This is a genomic window from Streptomyces sp. Edi2 (assembly GCF_040253635.1).
Lineage (GTDB): Bacteria > Actinomycetota > Actinomycetes > Streptomycetales > Streptomycetaceae > Streptomyces.
This window is the reverse complement of record NZ_JBEJGX010000003.1, coordinates 5,086,371-5,111,710: the sequence shown is the minus strand read 5'-3', so window position 1 is coordinate 5,111,710 and position 25,340 is coordinate 5,086,371. Positions and strand designations below refer to the sequence as shown.

Sequence of the window (25,340 nt, the reverse complement as noted above, 5' to 3'; positions counted from 1 at the left end):
CGCGGGACCGGCCGCGCCTGACCGCGCCCTTGACCACGCCGTTCGCCGAGCCGTTCACTTCCGGCTCGTTCACTTCCGGCTCGTTCGCCTCCTGGCCGGACGCCTCCGACCAGGACGCGCCCTCGGTGCTCATCGTCGGCGGCCAGACGGGCCCGGCGGCGGACCCGGACGGTGCCCCGTCCCCCTCGGGCGCCTCTTCGGCCGCCTTCATGATGTCCGCCAGGCCGTCGGTGGTCATCACCATGCTGACCGGACCCGAGCTGTTGATGCACAGGCTGTGCCCCTCGGGGATCCGCTCCAGGAACTCCGGCACCCGCGTCGTCTCGAAGGCCAGCCGGCCGGCCAGGTGGAGGTACTTCGGGGAGCTGTAGACCAGGACCACCGGGGTACTGTCGGGCGCCGCCGCGCGCACCGGGTCGCCGTCCGCCGTCACCAGTACCGCCACTTCGGCCTTGGCCAGGGCCTTGGTGACATCGTCGGCGGGGCCGTAACCGGTGGTGGCGAGCTGGATGGCGGCGTCCACGTCGTCGGCGGGCTCCGGCCAGCCCATCGCCGACGGAGAGGGCCGGTAGTCCTCGTTGTCCTGCCACTCGACGATCTCGCCCTCGGCGTCGGAGCGCCACTGGCCCACCACGGCCCACTCCGGCGGCGGGCCCTCGTCGGACCAGGTCGGGTCGATCAAGTACAGCCAGTGGTCGGGCGCGAGCTTGGCCGCCTCGATGAACTCCTCGGGCGGGGTGGGGTCCACCGTCGTGGTGGCGGTGCCGCCGTCCGGTGCCGCCGCCGCGGGGTCGATGGCGGCACGGGCCTCGCCGCTGGTCTCACTCATTGTGTCCTCACTTACTGGTTTTCCCGGTCGTGCTGTTCACATGTCGTCAAGTTCCCGCTGTTTCCGGTCTCTCACCGCTTGTCGTCGGCGTCCTCCCCGAAGTGCGGGTTGGGGAGGTAGTCGCCGACCGGCACCCCGTTCTCCAGCCGTTGCGCGCCCTGGATGAAGCGGCGGTGGACGCCCCCGGGGAACAGCACTTCCCACTGGTCGGGGAAGGGGGAAGCGAGGCCCAGAGTGGCGTTCACATCGATTCCGCCGGGAGCCTCGATGTCGAAGCGCCAACCACTGCCCCGGGAGAGGCCGGTGGACAGGTTCGCCGTCGCACTGACCCATGCCGAGGTGGACCGGTCATCGCCGTATACGTGGTCGATCGGGTGGATCCATTCGTCTCCGCCCGGCCGCAGCCCCTCCTCGAAGACCTGTCGGGCCGGCCAGGAGCTGAAGGTGTACAAGGGACCCGCGTGATCGCGCCACTGGGCGGCGGCAAGCAGGTCGTCCGGCGGGAGCAGGAGAAGCGGCACCGCCGCAACGGTGGCCGGGTCGACCGGCGGCGTCGCGCTGACGGGACCGGTGGCCGGCCAGGCGGCCGGCACCGGCAGGACACCCGAGTCGTTCGGGTCGCCCTCGGCGTCTTGTGCCAGGAGGATCATCCGCAGCCGGGAGGAGGCGACCAGGCCGCGGCCCGCCAAGTACCAGTCCCAGGCGGGGCCTTCACTGTACAGCCGCCCCTCCGCATCCGTCACCCGGCCGGCGGACGGCCCGGCCGGGTTGTACTCGCCGCGCAGCCCGAGCCCGGGCAGCTCGGCCACGAACATGTGCAGGTCCGGATCGTGGTGTCCCTGGCCCCACACCGTGCTGCGCTCCGTGGAGATGACGAGCGGGGACGGGAACTGCTCCCGGGTGCCCGCGAAGCTCTCGTCGAACCAGCCGTCGACCGAGTACGGCACGCCCCGCGGGATCTGCGCGGCCCGCGCGGCCGGCCCGGCGGGCCGGGTGCGGTACCAGCCGCCCGCCGACCCGGTTGCCCGGTCCGGGAGGGCGGTAAGCCAACTCGGCTCGGCCGGGTCGCCCTCGGACAGCAGGACCGTGCCGCTGTAGCTGACCGCGGTCCGGTTCTCCCGCTCGGAGTACGCCCGCTGCTCCGAGCGCCGGGACTCCGTGCCCGGGCCGGAGGACAGCAGCGCGACCCACCGGTCCGGGTCGGCCCGGCACAGCTCCGGGTCGGCGGCCAACAGCGCGAACAGCTCCGCGTCGGAGAGCGGCACCGTGCCGCCCGGCAGGCAAAGGACGTTGGCGCCGGTCGCTTCGTCGGTGTCGGTATGCACGAAGTACGGCGGCGGTCCGCCGTGTCCGGCCCACTGGGCGAACTCCAGCTCGGTGGTGTTCCCGTGGGGCCCGGGCCGGACCGTGTACATCCGCAGCGGCTCCAGCCCGCCGGGCGTGCGCGTGCTGCCGTAGTTGCGGCCCTGGTGGTTCCCCTCGGAGTCCAGGAGCCGGGTGGCGTCCGAGAACGCGCCGAGCCTGCCCAGGTGCAGGAGCGCCGGCACCGCCGGGTCGGCCGGGTCCTGCCCGGTGGCGACGGCCTGTTCCCGGAGTTCCGCCCATTCGGCGTACTTCTCCGCGTCCCACACGGTGTCCGGGGCGAGGTGCAGCGCCGCGCGGCCCAGCTCCTCCGCGGCGCGGACGTCCTCCTCCGGCGGCGTCACCACGATCTCCGGCACGGGCACGGGCACGGGCACGGGCACGGGCACGGGCACGGACACGGACACGGGCTCGGGCTCGGACTCGGACTCGGGCTCCGGCTCCGGCTCCGGCTCCGGCTCAGGCTCGGGCTCAGGCTCAGGCTCGGGCTCAGGCTCAGGCTCGGGCTCGGGCTCGGGCTCAGGCGGGGTGAAGGGCAGGTGGACCGGGCCGGCGGGGGTGCGCAGGACCAGGGTGACGGGGCGGCGTGCGAGTCCGGCGGCGTGGGCCGCGGCGCCCATGACAGCCGAGAGGCCTTCGGGGAGTTCGGCGCCCGCGGCCTCCCGCGCGTCGGCGAGCGTGCCACCGGCCAGCAGGGCGGTACGCGCGCCGAGCAGTGCCCGCCGTGCCGCCGTCGGGACGTCGCCGGGGTCGAACCAGACCTGCGGGGCCATGTCCTCGTCGGTGAACTCGGCGGCGAGTTGTTCCCCGAAGGACTCGGCGTCCCGCACCCGGTCGGAGGCGTCGTGCGCGGCGAGGACGGCCGGGGCGTCGTAGACGTTGGGGGACGGCCGGGGCGGCATGGAGGCGAGGCCGAGGCCGAGGACGTCCTCCAAGGTGGCCCGCACCACGGCGTTGCCGGTCACCCACCGGGTGCCCTCGGGGCCGGTGACCTCCAAGAGCACGTGCGCGGTCACCGTGAATCCGAGCACGCCGCTCTCGTCCTGTTCCTCGTCGGCGTTCTGCGACAGGCCCGTGCCGTACTTGATGATCTCGCGGCGGAAGCTGGTGACGCCGGTGGACTGCCCCGTCGTGATGTTCTCGCCCGCGACCGGGAACGAGCCGCTGAAGGTGTCCGCGTTTCCCTCGGTAAGCCCGCCGCTCACCGGCACGTTCACGCCCGGTGAGTACGTCTGGCTGCCGGTGGACGAGGCGCTGCGGATGGTGGTGCGCATCCCCATCAGGGTGATGGCGCGGCCGGCGGACTCGGTCTGCGGACGGTAGAGGGTCAGCTGGAGCGACGCGGAGCCGCCGGACGGCAGCTTGCCGGTGAAGCGGGAAGCCTGCGCCGGGGTCAGCGTGACCTTGCCGGAGCTGACGAGGTTGCCGATGCGGAGCATGGTGGCCTCGTGGGACTCCGAGGAGCTCGGCAGGCCCTCGCCGCGCAGGGCGGGGTCGACGGTGCGCAGCGCGTCGGCGAGTTGGTCCACCGCGTCGAAGTCGCCGACGATCAGCGTCTGCCCGGGCGTCCAGCGGGCCGTGCCTGCCAGCGGATCCGGAGCCGGAGCTGCCGTCGGGTCCGCGGCCGGCTCCGGGCGCGGGAGGGGCCGGATCTCGCGCGGGTCGCTCTCGTGGATCTGCGGGGCCAGCAGCTCGGGCGCGGCGGACCACTCCACGGTGCCGTCCTCGCGCTCGTACGGCGTCTCGCTCGCGGGGAAGCGCAGCTTGACGGTGACGGGCGTGCTGGAGACGGGGGTGCCGGACGGGGGCTCCCAGTCCGGCACGGCGGTCTCGGCGGTCGTGGCCGGTTCGGCGGTCGTGGCCGGTTCGGCGGTCGTGGCCGGTTCGGCGGTCGTGGCCGGTTCGGCGGTCGTGGCCGGTTCGGCGGTCTCGCCCTCCCCGGCGACGACCGGCCGCTCGCCGGAGGCGGTCAGCAGGCCGAGGGGGATCCCGTCGCCGGAGGCGGTGGTCGGCGCGGGCAGTGTCCCCTCCTCCGCCGGGGTGCTCGATGCCCGGCCGAGGGCCCGTCCCAGACGGCGCGGCAGTTCGCTCGTCATGCCGTCGGCCAAGGCGCTGATCAGCCGGCGCAGCCCGGTGGTCTCGCTCACCGACAGCGCGCCCTCCCCCAGCACCTCGGCCAACTGCCCGAGCGAGACGACCTGGTTGACCAGGAAGCCCGGCACCGTGTCGGGCAGCCGCTGCGAGGAGGCGGCCACCCGGTACTCGTACTCCACCTCGAACTGCGCCGACGGCGCGTAGGTGCGCAGCCACTGCTGGCGGTTGCGGGAGAGGGTGAGGGAGGTGGAGCGGGAGCTGTTCGAGGAGAAGGACGCCGAGGCCCCGGCGCTGCCCGTGTTGCCCGTTCCGGTCGCGACCGTGTAGCCGGCCGACGGGCTGAGGCCGAGGGTGAAGGTGCCCGACCTGGAGGCCGTGCGCGTCACCGAGCTGGGTGCCGAGGAGTAGATGACCTCTACACCCGACTTCGGGCGCAGCGCGCCGCGCACGTCACCCAGTTCGCGGTGCGGCGCCGGGCGGGCGTTGACCGCCAGCTTCACCAGGTACAGGCCCCCCCAGCCCTTGTACACGAAGGCGATCGGCCGCTGCCACTTCTCGGTGCCGGTGCCGGCCAGCGCCCGCATGCCGATGACCGAACCGACCTCCGCGATACAGGCGTCCAGGCCGCCGACCTGCGTACCGCTGCCCGGGGTGAGCGAACCGGGGGCCTCCCGCGTCGCCTCGGCGCGGAGCGCCTCGACGAACGCGTCCAGCGGGCCGGCCGGCAGGGCTTCCGGCACGGTGGCGGGGCCCAGGGCCCGGCCCTTCGAGCGGACGAAGTAGGGCGGGAGGAGCCGGTCCGGGGTCGGTACCGCGTGGGGGAGCCCGGCCAACGCCGCCAGCCGCGGGTTCTCCCGGACGTCGGTCTCGGAGACCCAGAAGACGACGCCGCCCGGCACCCGCTCCGCGCTGGTCCGGACACCGCGCGGGCCGAATCCGACAACGTTGGCCGGGGCGTTGCGGTAGCCCTGAGCCAGCGCGAAGACATAGGTGATGTCGGCGCGGAAGGCGTGCAGCGGTTCCCTGGCGTCGGCGTTGATCCGGTCGGTGAACACGCCGTCGGTGTCCGTTTCGCTCCACGACACCGAGAAGCTCTGGGTCCCGCTGCCTGTGACCGTGCCCGAAGTGTCCCCGACGGTGCGGGTGCCCGAACCGCTGAACCCGAGCTGCACGGTGCGCTTTCCGCTCCTGCCCCGCCAGGCCGAGTCGGTGGCGGTGACGTCGCTCTCCATCCAGTCCTGGTTGCCCCCGAAGTCCTCCCCCGGCGGGAGGCCGGGCCCCTCGTAGACCACGTCGTGCAGGTAGCCGCGCACCTCCCCCTGAGTGTCGGTGCCCAGCAGGGAGCCGGCCGCCCCGGCGTCGAAGGCGTAGACACCGCGCAGGATCTGGTGGGAGCGGGCGAGGACGACGGTGCTGGACAGGGCGGCCCGGCCGGCCTCCTGGGCAGGGCTCTCCGGGTGCGTCAGGGACTCGCCGAGCGTGACGTCCTTCAGCCACTGGGCGGGCCGGGTGACGAACGACGGCAGCATCCGGCCCACCTGGCTGCCGTGCTCGGCGGTCCAGTTCACGATCCGGGCCAGCGCCCCGGGCTCGGCGTTGCCCTCGGGGTGGCCGCCCGCCAGGTGCCGCTGGAACGCCGCGATCAGCTCGGCGCTGCCGAACGCCACGTTGACGTGCGCGGCGGCCGGGAGCAGCAGCGCCTCCTGCGGCCGGTTGCCCTCTTCGTCCGGCTGCATCCGGGCCAGCTGGTAGTCCTCGTCGGTGGCGGGCCGGCTGGTGGGCGCGGGGAGCGGGGCCGGCCGCTCGGCAAGGGTGCGGGCCAGCGGGAGGGTCACCGCGAGGTTCCCGTTCCGCGGGGCGGACGTCCACACGGGCTCGGTGCCCCGTCCGAAGTAGAGCGCCGCGGAGTGGGTGACCGGGATGTCGAACTGGGCGAGGCCGATCTGGGGGTACAAGAGCATGTCCAGGCCGAAGGCGGAGGAGGAGCCGGCCGTGTTCGCGCGCTGCCCGCTGAGCGAGGCGCTGGAGGGGATGCCGCCCTTCATCGTCGTGTCGTCGGAGACCGGGCCGTGCGCCTCACCGGAGAAGTCACCGGACAGTGTGTGCGTGGAGGTGACCGACTCGCCGCTCGCCGTCGACATGCCGTTGCCGGTCAGCGAGGACCAGTTCGGGAAGTTCCTGCGGTGGCGGGGGTAGGTGCCCTCCTGCGGCTTGGCCCGCACCACCGCGCAGGCCCGCCAGCTGTCGTACGCGAAGGGCAGATCAAAGTAGATCGCGTGACCCGCGCCCACCATGTCCCGCGACGCGCAGCGCAACCCGACCTGCGAGCGGGCGAGGGACAGCGCGCGCTGGTTGGCCGCCCAGGCCTGGAGAATCTTCTTGCGGCCCACCTCGTCCATCCAGGACAGCGACCGGCGTTCGGCCGGGGGCAGCAGACTGAAGGTGCGCAGCTGGTCCTCCAGCTCCTTGAACTGCTCCTCGGTACCGGTGATCTCCAACGGCGTGGCGAACACCCCGAACGAGCGCAGCTCCAGCATCTCCGGCGGCAGGTGCCGCTCCTGGCCCGGCAGGACGGGGACGCCGTCGGCCTCGGCCCGGCTCGGCACCCGCAGGAGATGGTTCGCGGACCGGCTGAAGGTGAACGGATCGGTGCGGCCGCCCTCGGGGAAGACCAGTACGACCTCGAACTCGATGTCCGCCTCCACCAGGAGCTGCGGGTTCTCGCTGACGAGACCGAACCAGTCGTACGCCGTCCCGCCCGAGTGGAAGGCGCGGTCGCGCTGGTACTGGTAGGTGCCGGAGAAGGCCGGGCCGCCGCCGACGCCCGAGCCGCCGGGGTCCGCGAAGGCGGGGGCGAGGGAGAAGCCCGGCTTCACGGCATTGGACACCGTGTGGGAGTTCTTGGCGCCCACCGTGTAGAACATGCTGTTCTCCAGCATCACGTTCTTCGACCTGGCCAGCACATCGGGGTTCAGCCACGTCAGCCGCGCCCTGACCTCCATGAAGCCCAGCGGGTCTCCGGCGCGGTCCTGCAGCACCGGTGACGGGTAGGCGTTGGCCAGCATCAGCGGCAGCCCGGCACGCTGGTTGTTCTCCGAAAGGAACTCGCTCAGCTCCTCCGCCGACTCCGGCGACATCCGGCGCAGATGCGGGCGCAGTTCATCGGCCGCGACGATCTCGTCGTGCAGCGCGGCCGGGTCGCGCACGGTGTCCGTGCGCATCGGCAGCACCCCGCCGGTGAGGGTCTGCGGATCGGCCGGCAACTCCTCCGCCGACGCGAAGAGCGGGCCGAACGGGCGCGGCTCCGGGTCCTGGGTGAGGTAGTCCGGGAACCACGCGGCGAGCCGGCCGGGGGCGGGCACGGGCACGATGTCGCCCCAGCCGTCGTCTTCGGCCGCCTCGTCGGTCTCGGGAGCGGGGGTAGGGGCGGGGGCAGAGGCAGAGGCAGAGGCAGGGGTAGGGGGCGCGCCGTCGAGCGGCTCGACCTTGATCTGCGACGCCATGCCGTAGTCGTAGACGGACGACGGTTCGGCGGCGAAGGCCAGCGCGGACATCGCCATGTAGTCCCGCACGACCGTCACCGAGGTGGCTTCCTGGTTGTGCGTGAACGTCAGCTTCGGGGTGAATCCCAGGGAGGCCAGGGAGGCCGGCCCGGGGATCCCCGAGCCGTTGACCGCCCAGGTGCGGCCGTAGGAGAGCGGGATACTCCGCACCGTCTGCCGTCCGCTGGTGTCACTGGACGTGACGGTGGTCTTGTTCCGCTCCTCGATCTGGATCCGCTGCCCCTCGGGCACGTCGGGGGCCATCGCGGGCGCGGGCCGGGCGTCCCCGAGATCGAGCCGCCACGCCACCCGGTACCGGCGGCCGCGGTAGGTGACGATCCGGACCATGCCCTTGGCGCTCAGCACATACGGCAGCGCCTCCAGCACCGCGTCCTGGGTGTACTCCGCGACCACCTCCTTCTCCAGCGCCGCGCTGCCGCGCTGGTCCTGCGCCTCCAGGCGCTCGGCCGTCGCGCCCTCGACCGCCTGGTGCCGGGCGCGGACGGCGGCGCCGATGCCGGCGTGCAGCCACTGAAGCGTCTCGTCCGGGAACGGCATGACGTGCACCGAGCCCAGAAGCCCGCGGTGCCCGTGGCCGAGGTCCGCGACGAGGGCGGAGGGGGCGTCGGGTTCGGACGACGACGCGTCCGGGCCGGTCACGTCGGGCTCGGCGTCGACGACGGACTCAGGGTCGCTGTCCGGGTCACTGTCCGGGTCGTCATCCGGGTCACCGTCCGGGCCGCCATCCGGGTCACTGTCCGGGTCGTCGTCCGGGCCGCCATCCGGGAAGCCATCCGGGTCGTCGTCCGGGTCACTGTCCGCCGGAGCGGGCGTTTCCGGCTCGGTGTCCATCGGCTCCGGCTCCGGCTCGGAGTCCGCCTCGGAAATCGCCTCGGAGCCCGGCTCGGAGCCGGCGTACCCCGAGTCCTCGGTCGCCTCGGAGTACTCGGTCGCCTCGGAGGGGGCGTACCCGGAGTCCGAGTACGCCCCCTCCGAGGTGACCGAGGCCGAGTCGTCCGAGGCCGAGGGGCCGGAGACGTCAGCGACGGCAGAGCCGTGGGGGCCGTCGGAGCCGTCAAAGGCGTCCGTTTCGAAGACGTCCGCGGCGAAGACGTCCGACGCGGAGACATCGGACCCCAGCGCCGCGCGCACCGCGGCGCGGTCGGCGGAGCGGGACACCGGCGGCGGGACGGAAACGGAGTACGCCGCCGGAGAGTTGGGGCGTCGGGGCTCCGTCCATCCCCAGGCGCCGGCGGTCGGCGCGGGCGTTCCGGGCCGGCCCTGCTTCAGTTCGAGCAGCGAGCGTCCGCCCGGTCCCCCCTTGACCAGTTCCACCGGCAGGTTCGTCCACCACACCAACCGGCCCAGCCGGTCGGCCAGCCGCTGCGCGAGTGCGGGAGCGAACCAGCCCAGCTCCGACACGGCCAGCACGACCTCGACGTTCTTCGGACGCTCCTTCAGGAGGCGGTCGGCGGCCACCAGCTCGACGAACGTGTCGAGCGTGATCCGCCGCTCCTTCCCACCCACGTGCACCTTGATGCGGTCGGGGTCGTGCGGGTCCGGGGTGGCCACGACCAGGTGGGGGCACGGTGCCCGGACGCTCGGATCCATGGGCTGCCACACGGCGCGCTCCTCGCCGCCCGGAGTCCGGATCCAGGACAGATCCACGTCCCGGTGCTCATCGGACGGCCCGAGGTTCCGCCCGTCGCCGGGGGCGGTTCCCAGGACGGTGTCCTGCAGGGTGTCCCGGCTCATCGCGCCGTCGATCTCCAGCTCGTGCGCGCCCACCACGGCGGGGTTGGAGGCATCGCGTCCGGTGACGTAGGCGACGGCGAAGGCAAACCACAGCTCTTCGCGCAGGAAGTCGTCGGGTACCGGCGGTGGGTCGAGGTGGAGCACGTCAGCGATCAGAGCGTCCGGGTCCACTCCGGGCGCGCGCAGCGTCTCCGCCGCCTTGACCCGAGCCCAGAACATCCGCGAGCGCTCGGGGGCACCCACCTCGGTCTCATCCATGGCCAGGGCGCAGGCCGCGTCCTCGTCCAGGTTCGCCCCCGCCCGCCACGCCACGGTGGCGTCCACCGCCGGAAGGGTCACGAAGCCGACGAGCGTCGTGCCGGGCCCGGCCGCCGCGGCCTGGGCCAGTACCGCACGGTACGCGGCCTGCTTCGCGTCGGGGCCGCCCTCGGGGCGGGCCGCCACCACGCGCCGCAGCAGGTCCATCGTGAACGGGCCCAGGCCGTCGAACCGGTCGTCCGCCCGCCACATGTCGTCCAGCGCCGCGATGCCGCGCAGCAGGCCGAGGTACTCCGGCTCCGTGGACGTCCGCTCGATGTCCCAGCCGAACGTCAGCCGCAGCGCCCGCACCGCGCGCAGGGTCCGGACCCGCGCCTCGGTCTGCGCCTCGTCCGTGTCGGTGAGCCACCCCACCTCGGCGGCCAAGCGGTCCAGCTCGGCGTCCTCGGGCTCCGGCAGGAAGATCGTCCACTCTCCGCGCCGCCCCCAGGCATCCGTGTTCACGTACCGGACGTACTTGCCGTTGACCCTTATCACCCCCTGGGAGCGGTTGGCGCCGCGCACCCCGAGGCGGGTGACGTTCGCGATGCGCTGTCCGTGCGGGACCTCTGCCAGCGGATCCGGGACGAAGGTCCCCTCAACGTGGTGGGTGATGTCGCGTATCGGCGGCATGGACGAGTCCTGGAAGACACCGGTCGTGCACCCCCCGATCGACAACCAGGTGCCGTTGATGCTCTTGCGCCGGTACCAGGCCCGTAGCAACTGGTCCTCGCTCAGCAGCAGTTCGCCGCCACCGGTCCGCGGCAGAGCTTGTCCCTCGGGGGAGGCATGGGTGTCCTCGTGGGTGGCGTCACTCTCCTTGCCGGGCCCCGGCAGCGGCAACTCGGCCGAGAGTTCCCCGGTCACGGGGTTGCGGTGAACGAACGTCGTGATCTGGTCCAGATGACGGCCGTCATCCTCGAACCCATCGGCCAAGTCCCGGGCGGAGTGCGCGGAGCGGCCGATCTGCAAGCCGGTCCGCTCGCTGATGAGGGGCTGGGTCAGTACGTCGCGGAATGCGGCCAGCGGGTCGCCGTCCCGCGGGTCCCACGCCATACCCGGCCGGCTCGCTGTCCAGTCGCCCGTTCGCTTCTTCCACCGGTGCACCACGTCCACGGTGCCCGCGGCGCCGGGCCGCACCCGCAGCTCCACCTCGCCGCTGTGCGCCCAGACCGTCCGCCCGGTCCGCTCCGCCAGCAGCCTGGGCAGATCCATCAGCCCGTCAGCGGCCCCGGCGAAGGCGAGCACGATCGGGTTGGCGGCGGGCAGCTCCGCCAGCGCCGGATCGGCCGCCACCAGCTCGGCGAACTCCTCGATGTCCAGCTGATGCGACGACCCGTCCGGCAGCCGCGCCTGGATCCCGTCGGACGAGCCGGCACCCGTCACCACATAGGGCCGCTGCCGGGACTCGCTCCCCCACGGAACGGTCCGCCCCGGCAGCTCCTCCCACGAGTCCTTGCCGTCCGCCGACTGCCGGTGGACGAACTGGCGGGTGGTGTCCAGCTCCAGGGCCTCGGACGCCGGGGCCCAGTTCAGGCCGGGAACCCGGACCTTGTCCTTGGTGAAGTGCCGGGCCCGGTCGCCCGCCACCGTGCCGCGCTCCACCAGGTCGAAGGCCGCCAGCGCCGCGAAACCCCGGGTCATGCCCGCCTTCCGGGCCCGGAGGACCAGCGCGAAGAACCTCTCGCGCACTGCCGCGTCCACGACCGCGCCCTCGCCCAGGTGCAGCACCCGGCGGGCCAGCGCCGGGATGTCCAGCGGCTTGCCGTCCCACCGCCGGTCCTCCCCGCGCAGCACGTCCAGGAGCTCCACCGCCTCCGCGTCCGCCTCCTGCCAGACCTCAAGGCAGGCGTGCCGGTCCTTCGCCGCCCGCAGATCCGCCCGCTTCGGCGCCGTATCCGCCCAAGTGCGGTCCGGGACACTCACCTCGCCCAGCGTCCTGACCCTGAAGTGCACGGCCTTCAGCCGGTCCTCGGCCGGCAGGTCCTGCTGGAGATCCCGCAGCTCCAGGACGAGGCGCCGCATGAACGTCCGGAAGGTCCGCTGGGCACGCTGCTCACCGGACTGCCGAGCGTCCGCCTCCCAGTCCTGGCCCGGACCGCCGCGCACGGTGTCGGCGCCGTAGCCGCTGATGTCGATCTCCGGCAGCGACACACCCAGCCGCCGGTTGCGCAGCCCGGCCCGAGCCACCTGCTCCGCCAACCGCCCCACCGTGTCCTCGTCGCCATCGGTGAACACCGCGGTGAAGGGAGCGAACGGCACCAGCGTCGTGTACGGCAGAGCCGGCAGCGGCGCCTCGACCGGCGAGGACGGCACGGGTGCTGCCGCCACCGGCGACAACGCGGGCGAACCGGGCGTCCCCACTCCGGGCATCGGCTGCCCGGCCCCCGAACGCGACAGGGACAAGGCCCGGTTCCGGGCCCCGGAGACGCCGGTCGACGCGGCGTGCGGCTTCTCGTCCGGAGGGAGGGACTGCGCCTCCTCCGGCGCCTCGGATGCGGTGTCGGAGGTGGTGTCGGAGGTGGCATCGGTCTCCGCGTCGGACGCGACGGAGCGTCCGTCGTCCGCCGTCTCGGCGTCCGTCTCGCCGGCCGAATCGGTGTCCGTCCCGCCGGCCGAGTCGATGCCCGCCTCGAAGTCCGGGTCCGCGTCGAAGACGTCCGTCGCGTACGCATCCGCCGCGGACACGCCCCCCAGGGCGGCGCGCACGGCGGCGCGCGCCGCGGCGGACGGGTCCGGGGACGGGTCCGGCGTGGGGGCGGGGTCGGCGGCACGGTCGCCGAAGTGCGGCACGGGGGGCGGTACCGCGAGCGAGGGACCCGTCTGCCCAACGGATCGGGGCAGCCTCCGCCGCCAGCCCCCGTCCGGCGGCACGGACGAGCCGGGCGGGGCGTGCACGGTGAGCACCGGCAGTCCGCTGTCGCCCTTCTCGGACAGGTCCACCTCGTATTCCGTCCACCACACCGTCCGGGCGAGCCGGTCGGCGAACCGCCGCGCCACCTTCTTGGCGTCCGGCCCCAGCCCGTTCAGGCACAGCACGAGGGGAACCTGCGGCCCCTGCTTCATGAACTCGCGGTCGGCCGCGAGCAGTTCGAGGAAGACGTCGAGCGGTACGTCGTGGTCCGTCCCGTTCAGCCGTGCCCGGACGACGGCCGGATCCCGCGGATCCACGGCCCCCCGCACCAGAAGAGGGCTCGGGGACGATGCCGCGTGGTCCTTCGGGCTGGTCCATCTCACCTTGCCGAGCCCCCACGGCGTGTGGACCTGGGACAGGTCGACGCGGTCGGGCTTGGGACCCGGCCCGAAGTCCCGCCCCGGGCTGTCGTACAGGTCGGTGGAGAGCGGGGCCTGAGGCACTCCCGACTGCTCGTTGTCCTCCCGCTCCTTCTTCAGCGCCGTCAGGGTCTCGGCCGTGTAGGTCGCCCTCAGCAGGGTGTCCTCGCTCTGGGCGCCGAGCCGCTCCAGGCGGTGGGCGGCGACCACGTCGGGGTCGGACGCGTCCCAGCCGGCCGCGTACGCGTAGGTGAAGGCCGTCGTCACCTGCGCGCGCAGCGCGTCATTCGGGTCGATGTCCGGGTCGATGCCGAGCACCTTCGCCATCAGCGCGTCGGCATCGAGCGTCGCCAGCGTCTCCTCGGCCTTGACCCGCGCCCAGAACATCCGCGAGTGGTGGGGAGTGCCCACGCGGTCCGCGTTCATCCGCAGAGCGGCGGCGGCCTCCTCCCACAGGTCCACGTCCTTGTGCTGGGCCCAGGCGACCGCCCGGTCCACCGCGTCCGGGAGCCCTGGCGCGAAGTCCCGCAGCGACGTGCCCGCCCGCTGCCGCCCGGCCGCCGCCAGCACCGCCTGGTACGCACTCTGGTCCGGCTCCGTGCCGCCCTCCGGCCGGGCCGCCACCACCCGGTGGAACATGTCCATCGTGAACCGGCCCAGATACTTGAACCGCGGGTCGGCCCGCCACATGTCGTCCAGCGCGGCGAAGCCCCGCAGCAGCTCCTCGTAGCCGCCCTGCCGCGCTGCCTCGGCCTGCGCCTTGACGTTCCAGCCGAACACCAGTCGCAGCGCCCGCACCCCGCGCAACACCCGCAACCGGACCTCTGCCGACGCCTCACCCGAACCGTCGTGCCACCCGACCGCCTCGGCCAACCGGTCCAACTCGGCGCCCTTGGGCTCCGGCAGAAAGATGACGATCCGGCCCTCCCGGCCCCAGAAGTCGGTGAACAGCACCCGGACGCGGCGGCCGTTCACCGTGTCGAGGGTGTCCATGCAGGTGGTGGCACGTATCGGCTGTTCGATGTCGTTCGCGACACCCTGCCCGTAGGGGACTTGTGCGAGTGGGTCCGCGGTGAACTTTCCCTCGTTCGTGTGGGAATCGGCCGTGCTCGGCACGGAGACGTCCCGGTAGTCACCCGTCGCGCATCCCTGGATGTCCGTCCAGGGACGGGGCCGCTCCAGCACGCTCTTGCGCCGGTGCCACCGCTTCTGGGGCTCGCGCCTGAAGAGTGCCCGCGAAAGACCGTTGCGCAGCGCGAGGTGCGGCCCCCACGGATCAGCGTGGAAGTCCTCGAAGAACGCGTCGCTCAGCGGGCCGGGCGCCGGCATGGTGAACGGTGCCGAGTACGTGTTGGTGACGGGGTTGTAGTGCACTGCCTCCGTGATCGTGTCGAGGTGGCGGCTCGCCTCCTCGAAGCCGTTGTCGACGAGGTCCTTGCGGTGGAAGGAGCGGCGCCCGATCTGCTCGCCCGTCCGGTCGCTGATGATGGCCTGGGTCTGCACGTCCCGGAACTCGGCCATCGGGTCTCCCTGCAGCGGGTCGCGCGCCAGACCCGGCCGGCTGGGGATCCACTCGCCCTTCCGCTCCCCCTTCCGGCGGATGACGAGCACCGTGGACTCCTTGCCGTCCGGCTGGGCCAGCCCCACCTCGGCGCTGTGGGCGAACACCGTCATCCCGGTCCGGTGCGCCAGCAGGCGCGGCCCGTCCAGCAGCCCGTCGCCGGCGAACGGGATCGCCAGCACGATCGGAGTGCCCCGCCGCGGCTTCTGGCGCCGCACGTCGAGCGCCACCAGCTCGGCGAACTCCTCCAAGTCGATGAGCACTTCGCGGTCGTCGTCCGGCCGCACCACGTACTTGCCGTCGCGCATGTCGCCCGCCACGACGTAGGCCTGCGGGGTCTTCCGCCACGGGACATCCGACCAGTGCTCCGTGTAGGTGGTGGTGCCGTCCAGGTCGCGCGTCCGCAACCGGGTGGTGTCCAGGCCGGTGACGGACTTTTCGCTCCAGTTCAGGCCGTAGGTCCGGTTCGTGCTCATCCCCTGGGTGAAGTGCCGCTTCCGATCGGACGCCAGAACGCCCAGCGTGCGCTCCAGGTGGAAGACGGCCAGCGCCGCCATGCTCGTCGCCCGCCCCTCTTCCCGGGCGCTCCAGCACAGCGCGTACATCTCGGCGCGCTGTTCCGCGCTCACCTCCGCGCCCTCGGGCAGGTGCAGGATGCTCCGCGTCGCCGCGTCCAGGTCCAGCGGCTTGCCGTCCAGCCGCCGGTCCTGCCCGCGCAGCTTGTCCAGCGTTTCCACCGCCGCCGTTTCCGGGTCGTACAGGAACTCCAGCGTCGCCTGCCGCTCGATGTCCGCCGCCCCGGCCGTGCCCGCCAGCGCGGCGATCACCGGGTCGCCCTCCGGCAGCCGCACCTGGCCGGTGGCCTGCGCCACGAAGTCGGAGGCGCGCAGGCGCAGCTCCTGGGGCACACCGGACTGCCGGTCCGCCAGCTCGTCGTCGAGCTCATCCAGGAATTCGTCCCGCGCGGCCTCCGCACGCTCGGTGCCGAGCCGGAGCGCGCTCCGCATCCGGTTCCGGTCGCTGTCGCGCGGCGCGTCGGCCCCGTATCCGGTGAAGTCGAGGTCCGGCAGGGACACTCCCAGCGCGCGGTTGCGCAACCCGGTCTCGGCCACCCGGACGATCAGCCGCTGGAGGTCCAGCGAGAGCTCGGGGGTGTCCGACCCCGCGGCGAACGGCACCAGTGTCACCTCCGGCAGCGGCTGCACCGGCTTGGCGGCCACCGGCTCGGTGTGCGGCGCGGAGGCCGGGCGCGCGGCGGTGCCGGTCATCTCCAGGCCCGGCATCGACTGGCCGGTCCCGGACCGCGCCATGGCCCACTTCCGGGCGGCATCCTTCCGGGCGGCATCCAGAACTCCGGGGTCCGGCCGGGAGGACGCGGTGGACACGGAAGACACGGAGGACACGGAGGACACGGAGGACATCGACGACACGGATGCCGACGACGACACGGACGGCGAACGGGACCAGCGGGACGAGGCCGAGGAACCCGACGCGATGGACGCGGTGCCGGACCAGGCCGAGTCCGTGCGGCCGCGGTCCGCCAGGCGCGTCGGCGCGGTCGGCGTCAGCTCGGTGTCCGTGCCGGACTCGGTGTCCGTCTCGGACTCGGTGTCCGGGTCGGCCCCGGTCTCCGGGTCGGCCTCGCTGGTGAAGTCGGCGTCGCCGGCCGGGCGCATGCCCGACCCCTGGCCACTCGTCCCGGCTGCTGCCGGAGCGGAGGGAGCCGCCTCGCCCGGCAGCGGCGCATGCTCCGGCACCGGGTCCGGTAGGGACCGCGGGGAATCCACCGGCTCGGCCGGGTCTTCGGGCAGGCTCTCGGTCCACGTGACGCCGGACGACGTGCCCGAGGCGGCGGCCCGGCCCCGCACGCCGAGCACCGAGCTGCCCTGCCGGCCCCCCGTGCGCAGCTTGGTCCGCCGGGCCGTCGACCACACGTGCCGGCCGAGCCGCTGGGCGAGGCGCTGCGCCATGCCGGGCGCCAGCCGGTCCAGCTCCGGGATGTCCAGGACGACGTCGACGCGCAGGGAGGACCGCCGGGCAACGACGTCCTTCAGGTTCTGCAGCACCGTGTCCTCGGCGAGCAGTTCGATGAACTCCCGCTGCGTCACCCGCCAGGTACGGCCCCGGGCGACGAGCAGCAGGTGGTTCGGGTCGGCCGGATCCAGCTTCGCCCGCACCAGGTAGGGGTCCGGGCGCAAGCTCTGCACGCCCGCGGTCAGCCACGGCGCCTCCGACTGCTGACCGTCGGCCCTGATGGTGGCGAGATCCACCACCGGGCCGGGCGACTCGCCGGTGAAGTCCCGGCCCTTCCGTGGTGCCCGCACGAGGTCCAGCGTGCTCAAGGAGGTGTCGGAACCCAGCAGCTTGGCGTACTGGAGGTGGTACGCGGCCGCCACATCGGGATCGGCCGCGTCGCGGCCCTCGGCGAACGCCCGGGTCAGCATCCAGCGCAGCTGCTCCAGCCGCGCCTCGTCCACGGTCTCGGCGGACTCCAGGTGGAGCACCCTCCGGGCCAGTGCCACCGCGTCCGTACCGTCCCGGCCCAGCACGTCGTACGCCTTGACCCGCGCCCAGAACACCCGCAGCAACTGGGTCTCGCCGGGCCGGTCCTTCTCCAGCACCTCCCGGATCACCTCGTCCGGGTCCCTGCTGTCCAGCCACCGCAGAGCCGCCTCCACCGCCGGCATCGTCACGAAAGCGGTCAGTCCGGTGCCGGCGGGGGCCTGTTCGGCGGCGGCCAGCGCGGCGCGGTACCCGGCCAGGTCCACACCCTGGCGCCCGTCCGGGTGCGCGGCGACCGCCCGCTGGAAGACGTCCAGCGTGAAGAGCCCCGCCCCGTGGAGCCTCGGATCGTCGCGCCACATCCGCTCCAGCGCCGCGGCCCCGCGCAGCAGCTCCGCGAAGTCCCCGGCATCCTCCACGTCCCGGCCGAACGTCAGCTTCAGCGCCCGCACCAGAATCAGCACCCGCTCCTGCGAATGAGCCCGCCACATCTCGGTGTCGGTGCGCATACCCAGCTCGGCCGCCCACTGGCCAAGGTCGGTTGCCGACGGCTCCGGACGGTAGAGCACCCACCGGTTACGCCGCCCCTGGGCATCCGTCCGCAGGCCATGCGTGAGCTTGCCGTCGGATTCCTCCCGCGTCAGGTGGATCCGCTCGATGACCCGCACCCATATCTGTGCCCTGTTGGCCGTGCGCTGACCCGGCGGGAGCTGCCGGAGCGGGTCGACGACGTGCGGCGCGGACACGGAGTCCTCCGCCCCCCGGGCGCGTCCGGGCGTGGTGCCCCGCCAGCAGCGCGCGATGCTGAGCCAGGTGCCGTGGAACGAGCGCACCAGATGGTCGATCCACTGGTCCTGCTCCGCCGCGTTGAGCCGGTGAAGGGTGCCGTCCAGCAACGGGACGCTCATGTCGCCCTCGGCGCTGCCGTGCCCGTAGTCGTGGATGGCCCCGGCTTCCGTCTCGCCGGGGGGCGTCGGCGCCGCATACTCCCGGGACACGGTGTTCGTTGCCGGGTTGCGGTGGACGAACGTCGCGGTCACGTCCAGCCTGCGGCTGAACCGCTCCCGCAGCCCCGCCAGGTCGTCGGCGTCGAAGCTCACGCTGCCGATCGGCCGGCGCGAGGTCTCGCTGACCGCGGTCCGGGTGTCGACCCGCCAGAGCCAGTCCGGCATGTCCTCACCCAGCGGCAGACCGGGGTCGATGCGAACCCAGTCGCCCTCGGGCTGCCCCTCCCGGTGGGTCACCACGATCATGCCGGTGCGCGGATCGAAGGCGGTCTCGCCGTTGTGCGACCACACCACGCGGCCGGTGCGGCGGGCGATCATCCGCAGCAGCAGTTCGTGGTGGAGATGCGCGGGGGCCGCGCGCACCACGAGGGGGACGCCCTTGTCCAGGCCCTCCCGTTCCAGCTCCAGGGCCACCAGCTCGGCGGCCTCCTCGTGGCTCGCCGGCCGCTCCCCGCCGGGCAGCGGCAGCATCATGCTGGACGGGCCGTCGTCCAGCACCATGAACGCCTTGTGCTTCCAGGGGCCGGACGTGGTCACGGTCTTGCCCCGCCGCTTGCCCGCGCCGTCGCGGCGCACCAGGCCGAAGCTGGTCCTGTGCAGCTCGGCCTTCCCCTGCGCCGTCCAGTTCAGCCCCGGAATCCGGCGCCCCTTGGAGTCGGTGAAGTGGCGCCCGGAGTCCGACGCGAGCAGACCCAGATCCTCCGCCACCCCCGGCTGCCGGAGGTGGAAGGCCGCCACCTGCCCCAGGGTCTTCGCCTGCCCCGCCGCCTCGGCCTGGCTCACCAGGGCGTACAGCGCGTTGAGGACCGCACCGTCCACCGTCGCGTCCGAGCGCAGGTGCAGGATCCACTGCGCCTGCTCCTCCACGCTCATCCGATCGCCGCCGAACCGGCGCACGTCCCGCTCGTCCAGCGCGGCCAGCGTCTCCTTCGCCTTCTTGTTCGGCGGGCCGGCGACGTCGATCATCGTCTGCCACCGGGCATCCGCCGCCTGCGGCGAGCCGGGGCCCGCGGGTGCGTCGTCGCCCCGCACGGTCAGCGTGAAGTGGCCTGCCGTCAGGGGCCGCCGGCTCTTCGCGAGCTGTTTGCGGAGCGCGGCAAGCTCCCGTTCCAGCTCCTGCCGGAACACGGTGGCCACCGCCTCCGCCCGCTGCCGGCCGAGCTCGGCAGCTCGCGAACGGCCGGCGTCCGGCAGCCCGTTGCCGCGCCCGACGATCCGGATCTCCTCGGGCACCACACCCAGGTTCCAGCGCGGCAGGGCGCCGGCCGCCGCCTTCCGGGCCAGCCTCTCGACCGACTTCCGCTCCTCGTCGCACAGTTCGACGCCCCCGCCGGAGAACGGCACCAGCGTCGCCGAGCGCGGGGTGGCCGCGACCCTCCGCGCGGCCGGGCCGGCCGGTGCGTCCGGTCCGGTGGCGGGCGTGGCGTACACCGGGCCCGCGGAGGTCGCCGGCGGGGTGGGCGGCCGGTGCGCCGACGCGGCGCCGGCGGGCCGGGGGCGGGAGGTGACGTCGGCGGTGCTTCCCTCGGCGAGGGACGGCAGTTCGGAAGGCGCCACCGGCCGGGGGGCCGCCGGGCCGGACCTCGCGGGTACCCGTCCGGACGGTGCGGCCGGCCCGGGACGGGCCCCGGCACCGGGCGCACCCGGGCCGGCCGGGCCCGGGAGGGCGGCCTGCCGCGGTGGCGTGTCGTCGGGGCGGGGGGAGACCCACTCCCCGGTCACCCGCCCGAACCGGCTGACCAGCACGGCCCGGCCGGTGTCGTAGGAGAACGTCACCACCCCGGAGTGCCCGAACGCCTTGTGGCCGGTGTACCGCTCCAGCAGCCGCAGCAGCTTGAGGTCGTTCTCGGCCGGGGACGGGACGATCGCCACGATCGGGATGTTCCTGTCCAGGCGCACCCGTGCCACGTCCGCCGCCACCACCACGGCGGCCTCTTCGGCACTCAGCTCCCGGCATGACCCGTCCGGCCTGCGCCACTCGATCACACCGCGCTGTCCGTTGGCCACCCAGAAGTAGGCGTCCCGGCCCCGCCACGGGAGTTCCGCGCCGGCCGGGCCGGGCATCTGGACCCCCAGCTGGACGCCGTCCTCGTCCAGCTGCTTGAGCCCGATACGGGTCGTGTCGAGCCGGACCGTCGGCCGGTCGGTCCGCCCCTCCGCCATCGACTCGCCGATGTTCACCGTGGGGCGGCCCCAGTTCAGGCCGGGCATCCGGCGGCCCCGCGCGTCGGTGAAGTAGCGCTCGGGGTCCGGCTCGTTCCAGCCGAGCCGGTCCAGCACCCCTGGCTTGCGCAGGAAGTAGGCGCCCAGCTCGCCCAGGGTCCGGGCCTGCCCGGCCGCCTCCGCCTCCCCGAAGAGGGCCAGCAGCGCCGGTATCAAGTCCTCACCCATGTCCACGGACTCGTCCAGTTGCAGCACCCGGCGTGCCTTGTCCCGCGGGTTGCCCGTGCGCGGGTCCTGCCTCACCAGCGCCGCCAGCTTCCGCGTCGCGACGGTGGGATGGACCGTGGTCACCTGGATCAGGGCCACTCGCCGCTGCTCGCGGTCGGCCATGGCCGGCGGCACGGCCACCAGGCGCGAGACGCCGTTGCGCACGGACACGATCTCCCGTGCCCGCTGCGCGATCCGCTCGCCCGTCCACTCCGGGTGCCGAACCGCCAGCTCCCGCTTCAGCGCCTCGTCGAAGACGCTGAGCACGCGCCCCGCCCGCTCACGGCCCCGGGTCTCCGCCGACCGGCCCCTCGACCTGCGCGAGCCGTTGCCGTAACCGGTGATGACCACCTTCAGCTGATCGTTCGAGGCGAGCGCCGCCACCTGCCGCGCCAACTCCGCGACCGGCGCCTCCTGCTCCCGCGACAGGGCCGAGGACGCCCGGTCGAACGGCACCAGGGTCCAGGCCGCCGGCCCGTCCTGGCGCCGGTCCGGCGGCCCGCCGTTCGCGTCCGGCGCGTCGTCGGACTCCGACTCGTCAAAGTCCGACGAGTCGCCCTCTCCCCCGGTGAGGGAGTCCACGTCGACGCCCGCCAACGACCTGTCGTCCTCGTCCGACTCGCTGCCCTCGACGAGGGTCGACGAATCGGAGTCGTAGGCGGTCGACGACCCGGAGTCGCCGGCGTCCGAGGCCCCGGAGTCGCCGGCGGTACTCGCCACCACAGTGGCGGCCGGCGTCCGGCCGACGACCCCGGCCGGGAAACCGGGGGCCGCCGGGGCCGCGGTCGCCTCGCCGGGCAGCGGCGCGTGCTCCGGCACCGGGTCCGGGATCGGACTCGGGGCCCGGCCCGGCCGGTGCGCCCAGCGGGGGACGCGCTCGCTCCAGGCCAGGGGCGCGGACGGCCTGACGGACGAGGGCAGCATCTTGAGCACCGCGACGCCGTCCTGGCCGGTCGGGGACAGCTCGGTCCGCACGGCCGCCGAGGCCACGTGCCGCCCGAGCCGCTGGGAGGCGGCGTCGGAGAACCCGGGTGCCCGCTCGTCCAGTTCGGGGATGTCCAGCACGACGGCGGTGACCAGGCCCTTGACCCGCAGGGCGGGGTCGGCGGCGAGGAGTTCGAGGAACTCGCCGTGCGTCGCCCGCCGGGTCATGCCCCCGCTGGTGAGGAGGAAGACATCCGGGTCGGCCGGGTCCAGCCCGGCCCGCACCAGGTAGGGCGCCGGCTTGTCCTTGCCCCAGGGGTCCTTGCCCACCCAGGGAGCGGCTCCCACCCCGCGCTCGCCCTCGATCCGCGACAGGTCCACGGTCGGGCGGTCAGTGGCTCCCGTGAAGTCCCGGCCCTCCCCGGCCGTGTCACCGGCGTACCGGGTGCGCAGCGCGGTGGCCTCGCCCAGCAGCCCGGCGTGCTCCAGGTAGGAGGCGGCGGCCACGTCCGGGTCGGCGGCGTCGCGGCCCTCGGCGAATGCCCGGGTCAGCGTCCGGCGCAGCTGGTCGTGGCGCGCCTCGTCCACGGTCTCCGCCGGGACCGGGTTCAGCACCTTACGGGTGAGCGCCGTCAGTTCGTCCTCGTTGAGTTCGCGCGTGCTGTCGTACATCGCGACCCGCGCCCAGAACATCCAGGACCGCAGCCGGTCCCGGTCCCCGGACAGTGGCGACACCGGCGCCTCGGCTGTCAGCTCGTCCACGCCGGCCTCGTCCAGCCAGTCGAGGGCGTCCTGTACCGCCGGCATCGTCACGAAATCGGTCAGCGCGATGTCGCCCCGCTGCCGCGCGTCGGCCAGCACCTCGCGGTAGCCCACCTGGTCCACGCCCTGCCGGCCGAGCGGGTGCGCGGCGACCGCCCGGCGGAACGCGTCCAGGGTGAAGCCGCCCAGCGTGCCGAGCACCGGGTCCTGGTGCCACATCCGCTCCAGGGCGGCCACGCCGTGCAGCAGGTCGAGGAAGTCCGCCGTGTCCCCCACGTCCCGGCGGAAGTCCTCCACATCCCGGCCGAACGTCAGCTTCAGCGCCCGCAGCAGGACCAGCACCCGCTCGTGCACCTCGGGCGCCGCCTCACCGGTCCCCGTGTGCAGCCCCAGGTCCCTCGCCCACGTATCCAGCTGATCGGCCGGCGGCTCCGGGCGCAGGCTCTGCCAGCGGGTGAGCCGCCCCTGCGCGTCGGTGTACAGGACGTGTACGGGCCTGCCGTCCTTCGCGATCCCGCCGTTGCTGCGTTCGGAGATGTGCTGCTCATTCCGCGTCGCGTTGGCCCATCGCTGCCCCGCGGAGAGGTCCCGCAGCGGGTCCACGACGAACGGCGGCGCGGCGGCCTCCCCCAGGCCCCGGTTGCCTGCCGACGCGCCGGCGTCGACGGGGGTACCCGCATAGCAGGACACGGGGCGCTTCAGGTTGGGGAGCAGGCGGCCGAGCCAGCCGGCCCAGCGGTCCAGTTCCTCCCCACCGATGGCGCGTTGGCTCCCGTCCCGCATCGCCACGACCACCTGGCCCGGCACGCCGTGCAGGTACGCGTGGTCCGCTTCGTCTTCCGGACCGGGGCCCGGCAACGGCTGCTCCTCGGACCACTCGTTCGTCGCGGGGTTGAAGTGGACGAACGTCCGTACCTGGTCCAGCCGGCGGCTGAAGGGCTGCCGCAGGCCGGCCAGGTCTTCGGGGGTGAAGCTCATGACGCCGTTCTGCCGGCCCGTCCGCTCGCTGAAGGTCGGCCGGAGGTCCACGTCCGCGTACCAGGCCGGCGCCCCGGGCGGGAGCTCCTTCCAGTCGCCCTTGTCCCGCCCGTCCTGCTGGATCAGTTGGAGCACGCCGGAACGGGTGTGCAAGCCCGCCTGGGCGGCGTGTATCCACACCCGGTGGCCCGTGCGGTGTTCCAGCAACGCGGCCAGCACCATGATCTGCCCGCCCGGGACGGAGCGGGGCAGCACGATCGGCACGTCCTTGGCCAGGCCCTCCCGTTCCAGGTCCCGGGCCACCACCTCCGCCAGTTCCTCGACGCTCAGCTCCCAGACCGACTCGTCCGGCAGCCGCAGCGTCATCGCGCCGGACCGCTCGCCGGGCAGCACGACGTAGGCGTCCCCCTGCCAGGGGACCTCCTGGTGGAGGTCGATGCTCTGCAGCCGGCCGTCGGCCGCCAGCCGCAGGATGTCGGCCTGGGAGGTGTCCAGCTCGGCGACCTGCCGTGTCCACCCGTTCAGGCCCGGGATCCGGTTGCCGTCCCGGGTGAAGTGGCGCTCCCGGTCCGCGGCGATCACGCCCAGGCCCTCCAGCACACCCGGCTGCCGGAGGTGGAAGGCGGCCAGCTCGCCCATGGTCCGGGCGCGGCCTGCGGCTTCGGCCCGCCCGACCAGGGCGTGGAGCGCATCGAGGACCGGGCCGTCCACCACGGCGCCCGCCGGCAGGTGCAGTATCCGGCGCGCCTGATCCTCGCTGCTCGTTTTCGGCCGCTCGAACCGTCGTGACTCCAGACCGTCCAGCGCCGCCAGCTTCTTCTTCGCGCTCTCGGCCCGGGGGCCGGCGGGCGGCGCAACGAGCGTGGCAGCGGCGGTGTCCGGCCTGGCGACGGGCGCCACGAACACCGGCCCGGCGTCCGTGGCCACCGGGGTGGGTGCCGCCGCGTTGGCCACGGGCGGCTCGGCGGAGTGCGGGGGCCCGGCGGCATCGTCGGGCTCCGGGACGGGCGCCCCGGGCGGCTGCCGGCGCTTGCGCAGCCCCAGTTCGTCCTGCCGCAGCGCGTCGGCCAGTTCGGCGGCCGAGGCCGCGTCCGTCCGGCCGAGGGACATCAGGTGCAGCGCGACCTGCCGGACCGCGCTCCGGAAGAGGGGCTCGGCGTAGCGGGAGTCGGCGAGCACGTCGTGCAGCTCCAGCGGCAGCACCAAGGAGACGGCGGCTGCCCAGGCGCGCTCGGCGTCCGTCTCCATGGCACTGTCGGGAGCGGTGCTCGTGAACTGCGCGTCCACGGCGCTCGCGAACTCCTGCTCCGCCTCGCTCCACAGCCGGCGGGCGGTGTTGGCCGCCGCCGTGTGCAGCTCCGGCGTCCAGCCATGGGGCAGCAGCGTTTGCAGCTTCGCCTGCGACAGCGGCTGCTTGAAGCCGTCCCACGACACCCACTCGCCGCCGTTCAGTACCAGCTCCATCCGCTGGTCGCCGGTCAGATCGAGGCCCGCAGCCTCGACGTCCGCAGGGCGGACGCGCTCGTCCGGGGCAGCGCCCCGCAGGCCGGCGGGCAGGTCCTCGCCGGTCATCGCGCGGGCCAGCCACGTGCGGTGGTCCGAGTCCCTGGGCACGAGGGGGGCGGGGGGCGGGCCGTCGGCGTCGGAGTCCGCGTCGGAGTCGGCGTCGTCGGTCCCGGTGCCGGCGGTCGGCGCCGTGCGGGCCGCGGTCAGGTCCGGCAGCGGGACGCCCAGGCTCCGCAGCCGGGACTCGGCGTCCTCCCACTCCGCGCGGGCCTCGGCGACCCGGGTCCAGGGCTCCGCGGTCGGCTCGGCAACGGTGGCGGCACCGGACCGCGCGTCCGCCTCGGCGGCGGCGACCGCCTCCCGCATCTCCGCCAGCGCCCGCGCGTGCGCGCTCCACGCCGAGTCGAGCGGGTCCGGCGCGGACGCGGCCTCCGGCGCGGGAAGGACGGCCGGGGGCACGGGCTGCGCCGGGAGGCCCTCGGCGGCGGCGGACCGGACCTCGTCGCCTTCGAACGCCG

1 protein-coding gene and 1 pseudogene (1 of these 2 only partly in view) are annotated in these 25,340 nt (G+C 73.9%); both read right to left on the bottom strand.

The features are described from left to right. Positions 1-172: 172 nt before the first annotated feature. Positions 173-829 (bottom strand): annotated as a pseudogene (locus tag ABR737_RS25845) (type VII secretion system-associated protein); the annotation flags it as partial. Positions 830-900: 71 nt separating this feature from the next. Beyond that, a protein-coding gene (locus tag ABR737_RS25840) for a lonely Cys domain-containing protein (RefSeq protein WP_350252643.1) crosses the window boundary here: on the bottom strand, positions 901-25,340 show its 3' end. It continues 27,793 nt past the right edge of the window; the window shows 24,440 of its 52,233 coding nt (coding positions 27,794-52,233); the start codon falls outside the window, past its right edge; it ends in the stop codon at positions 901-903.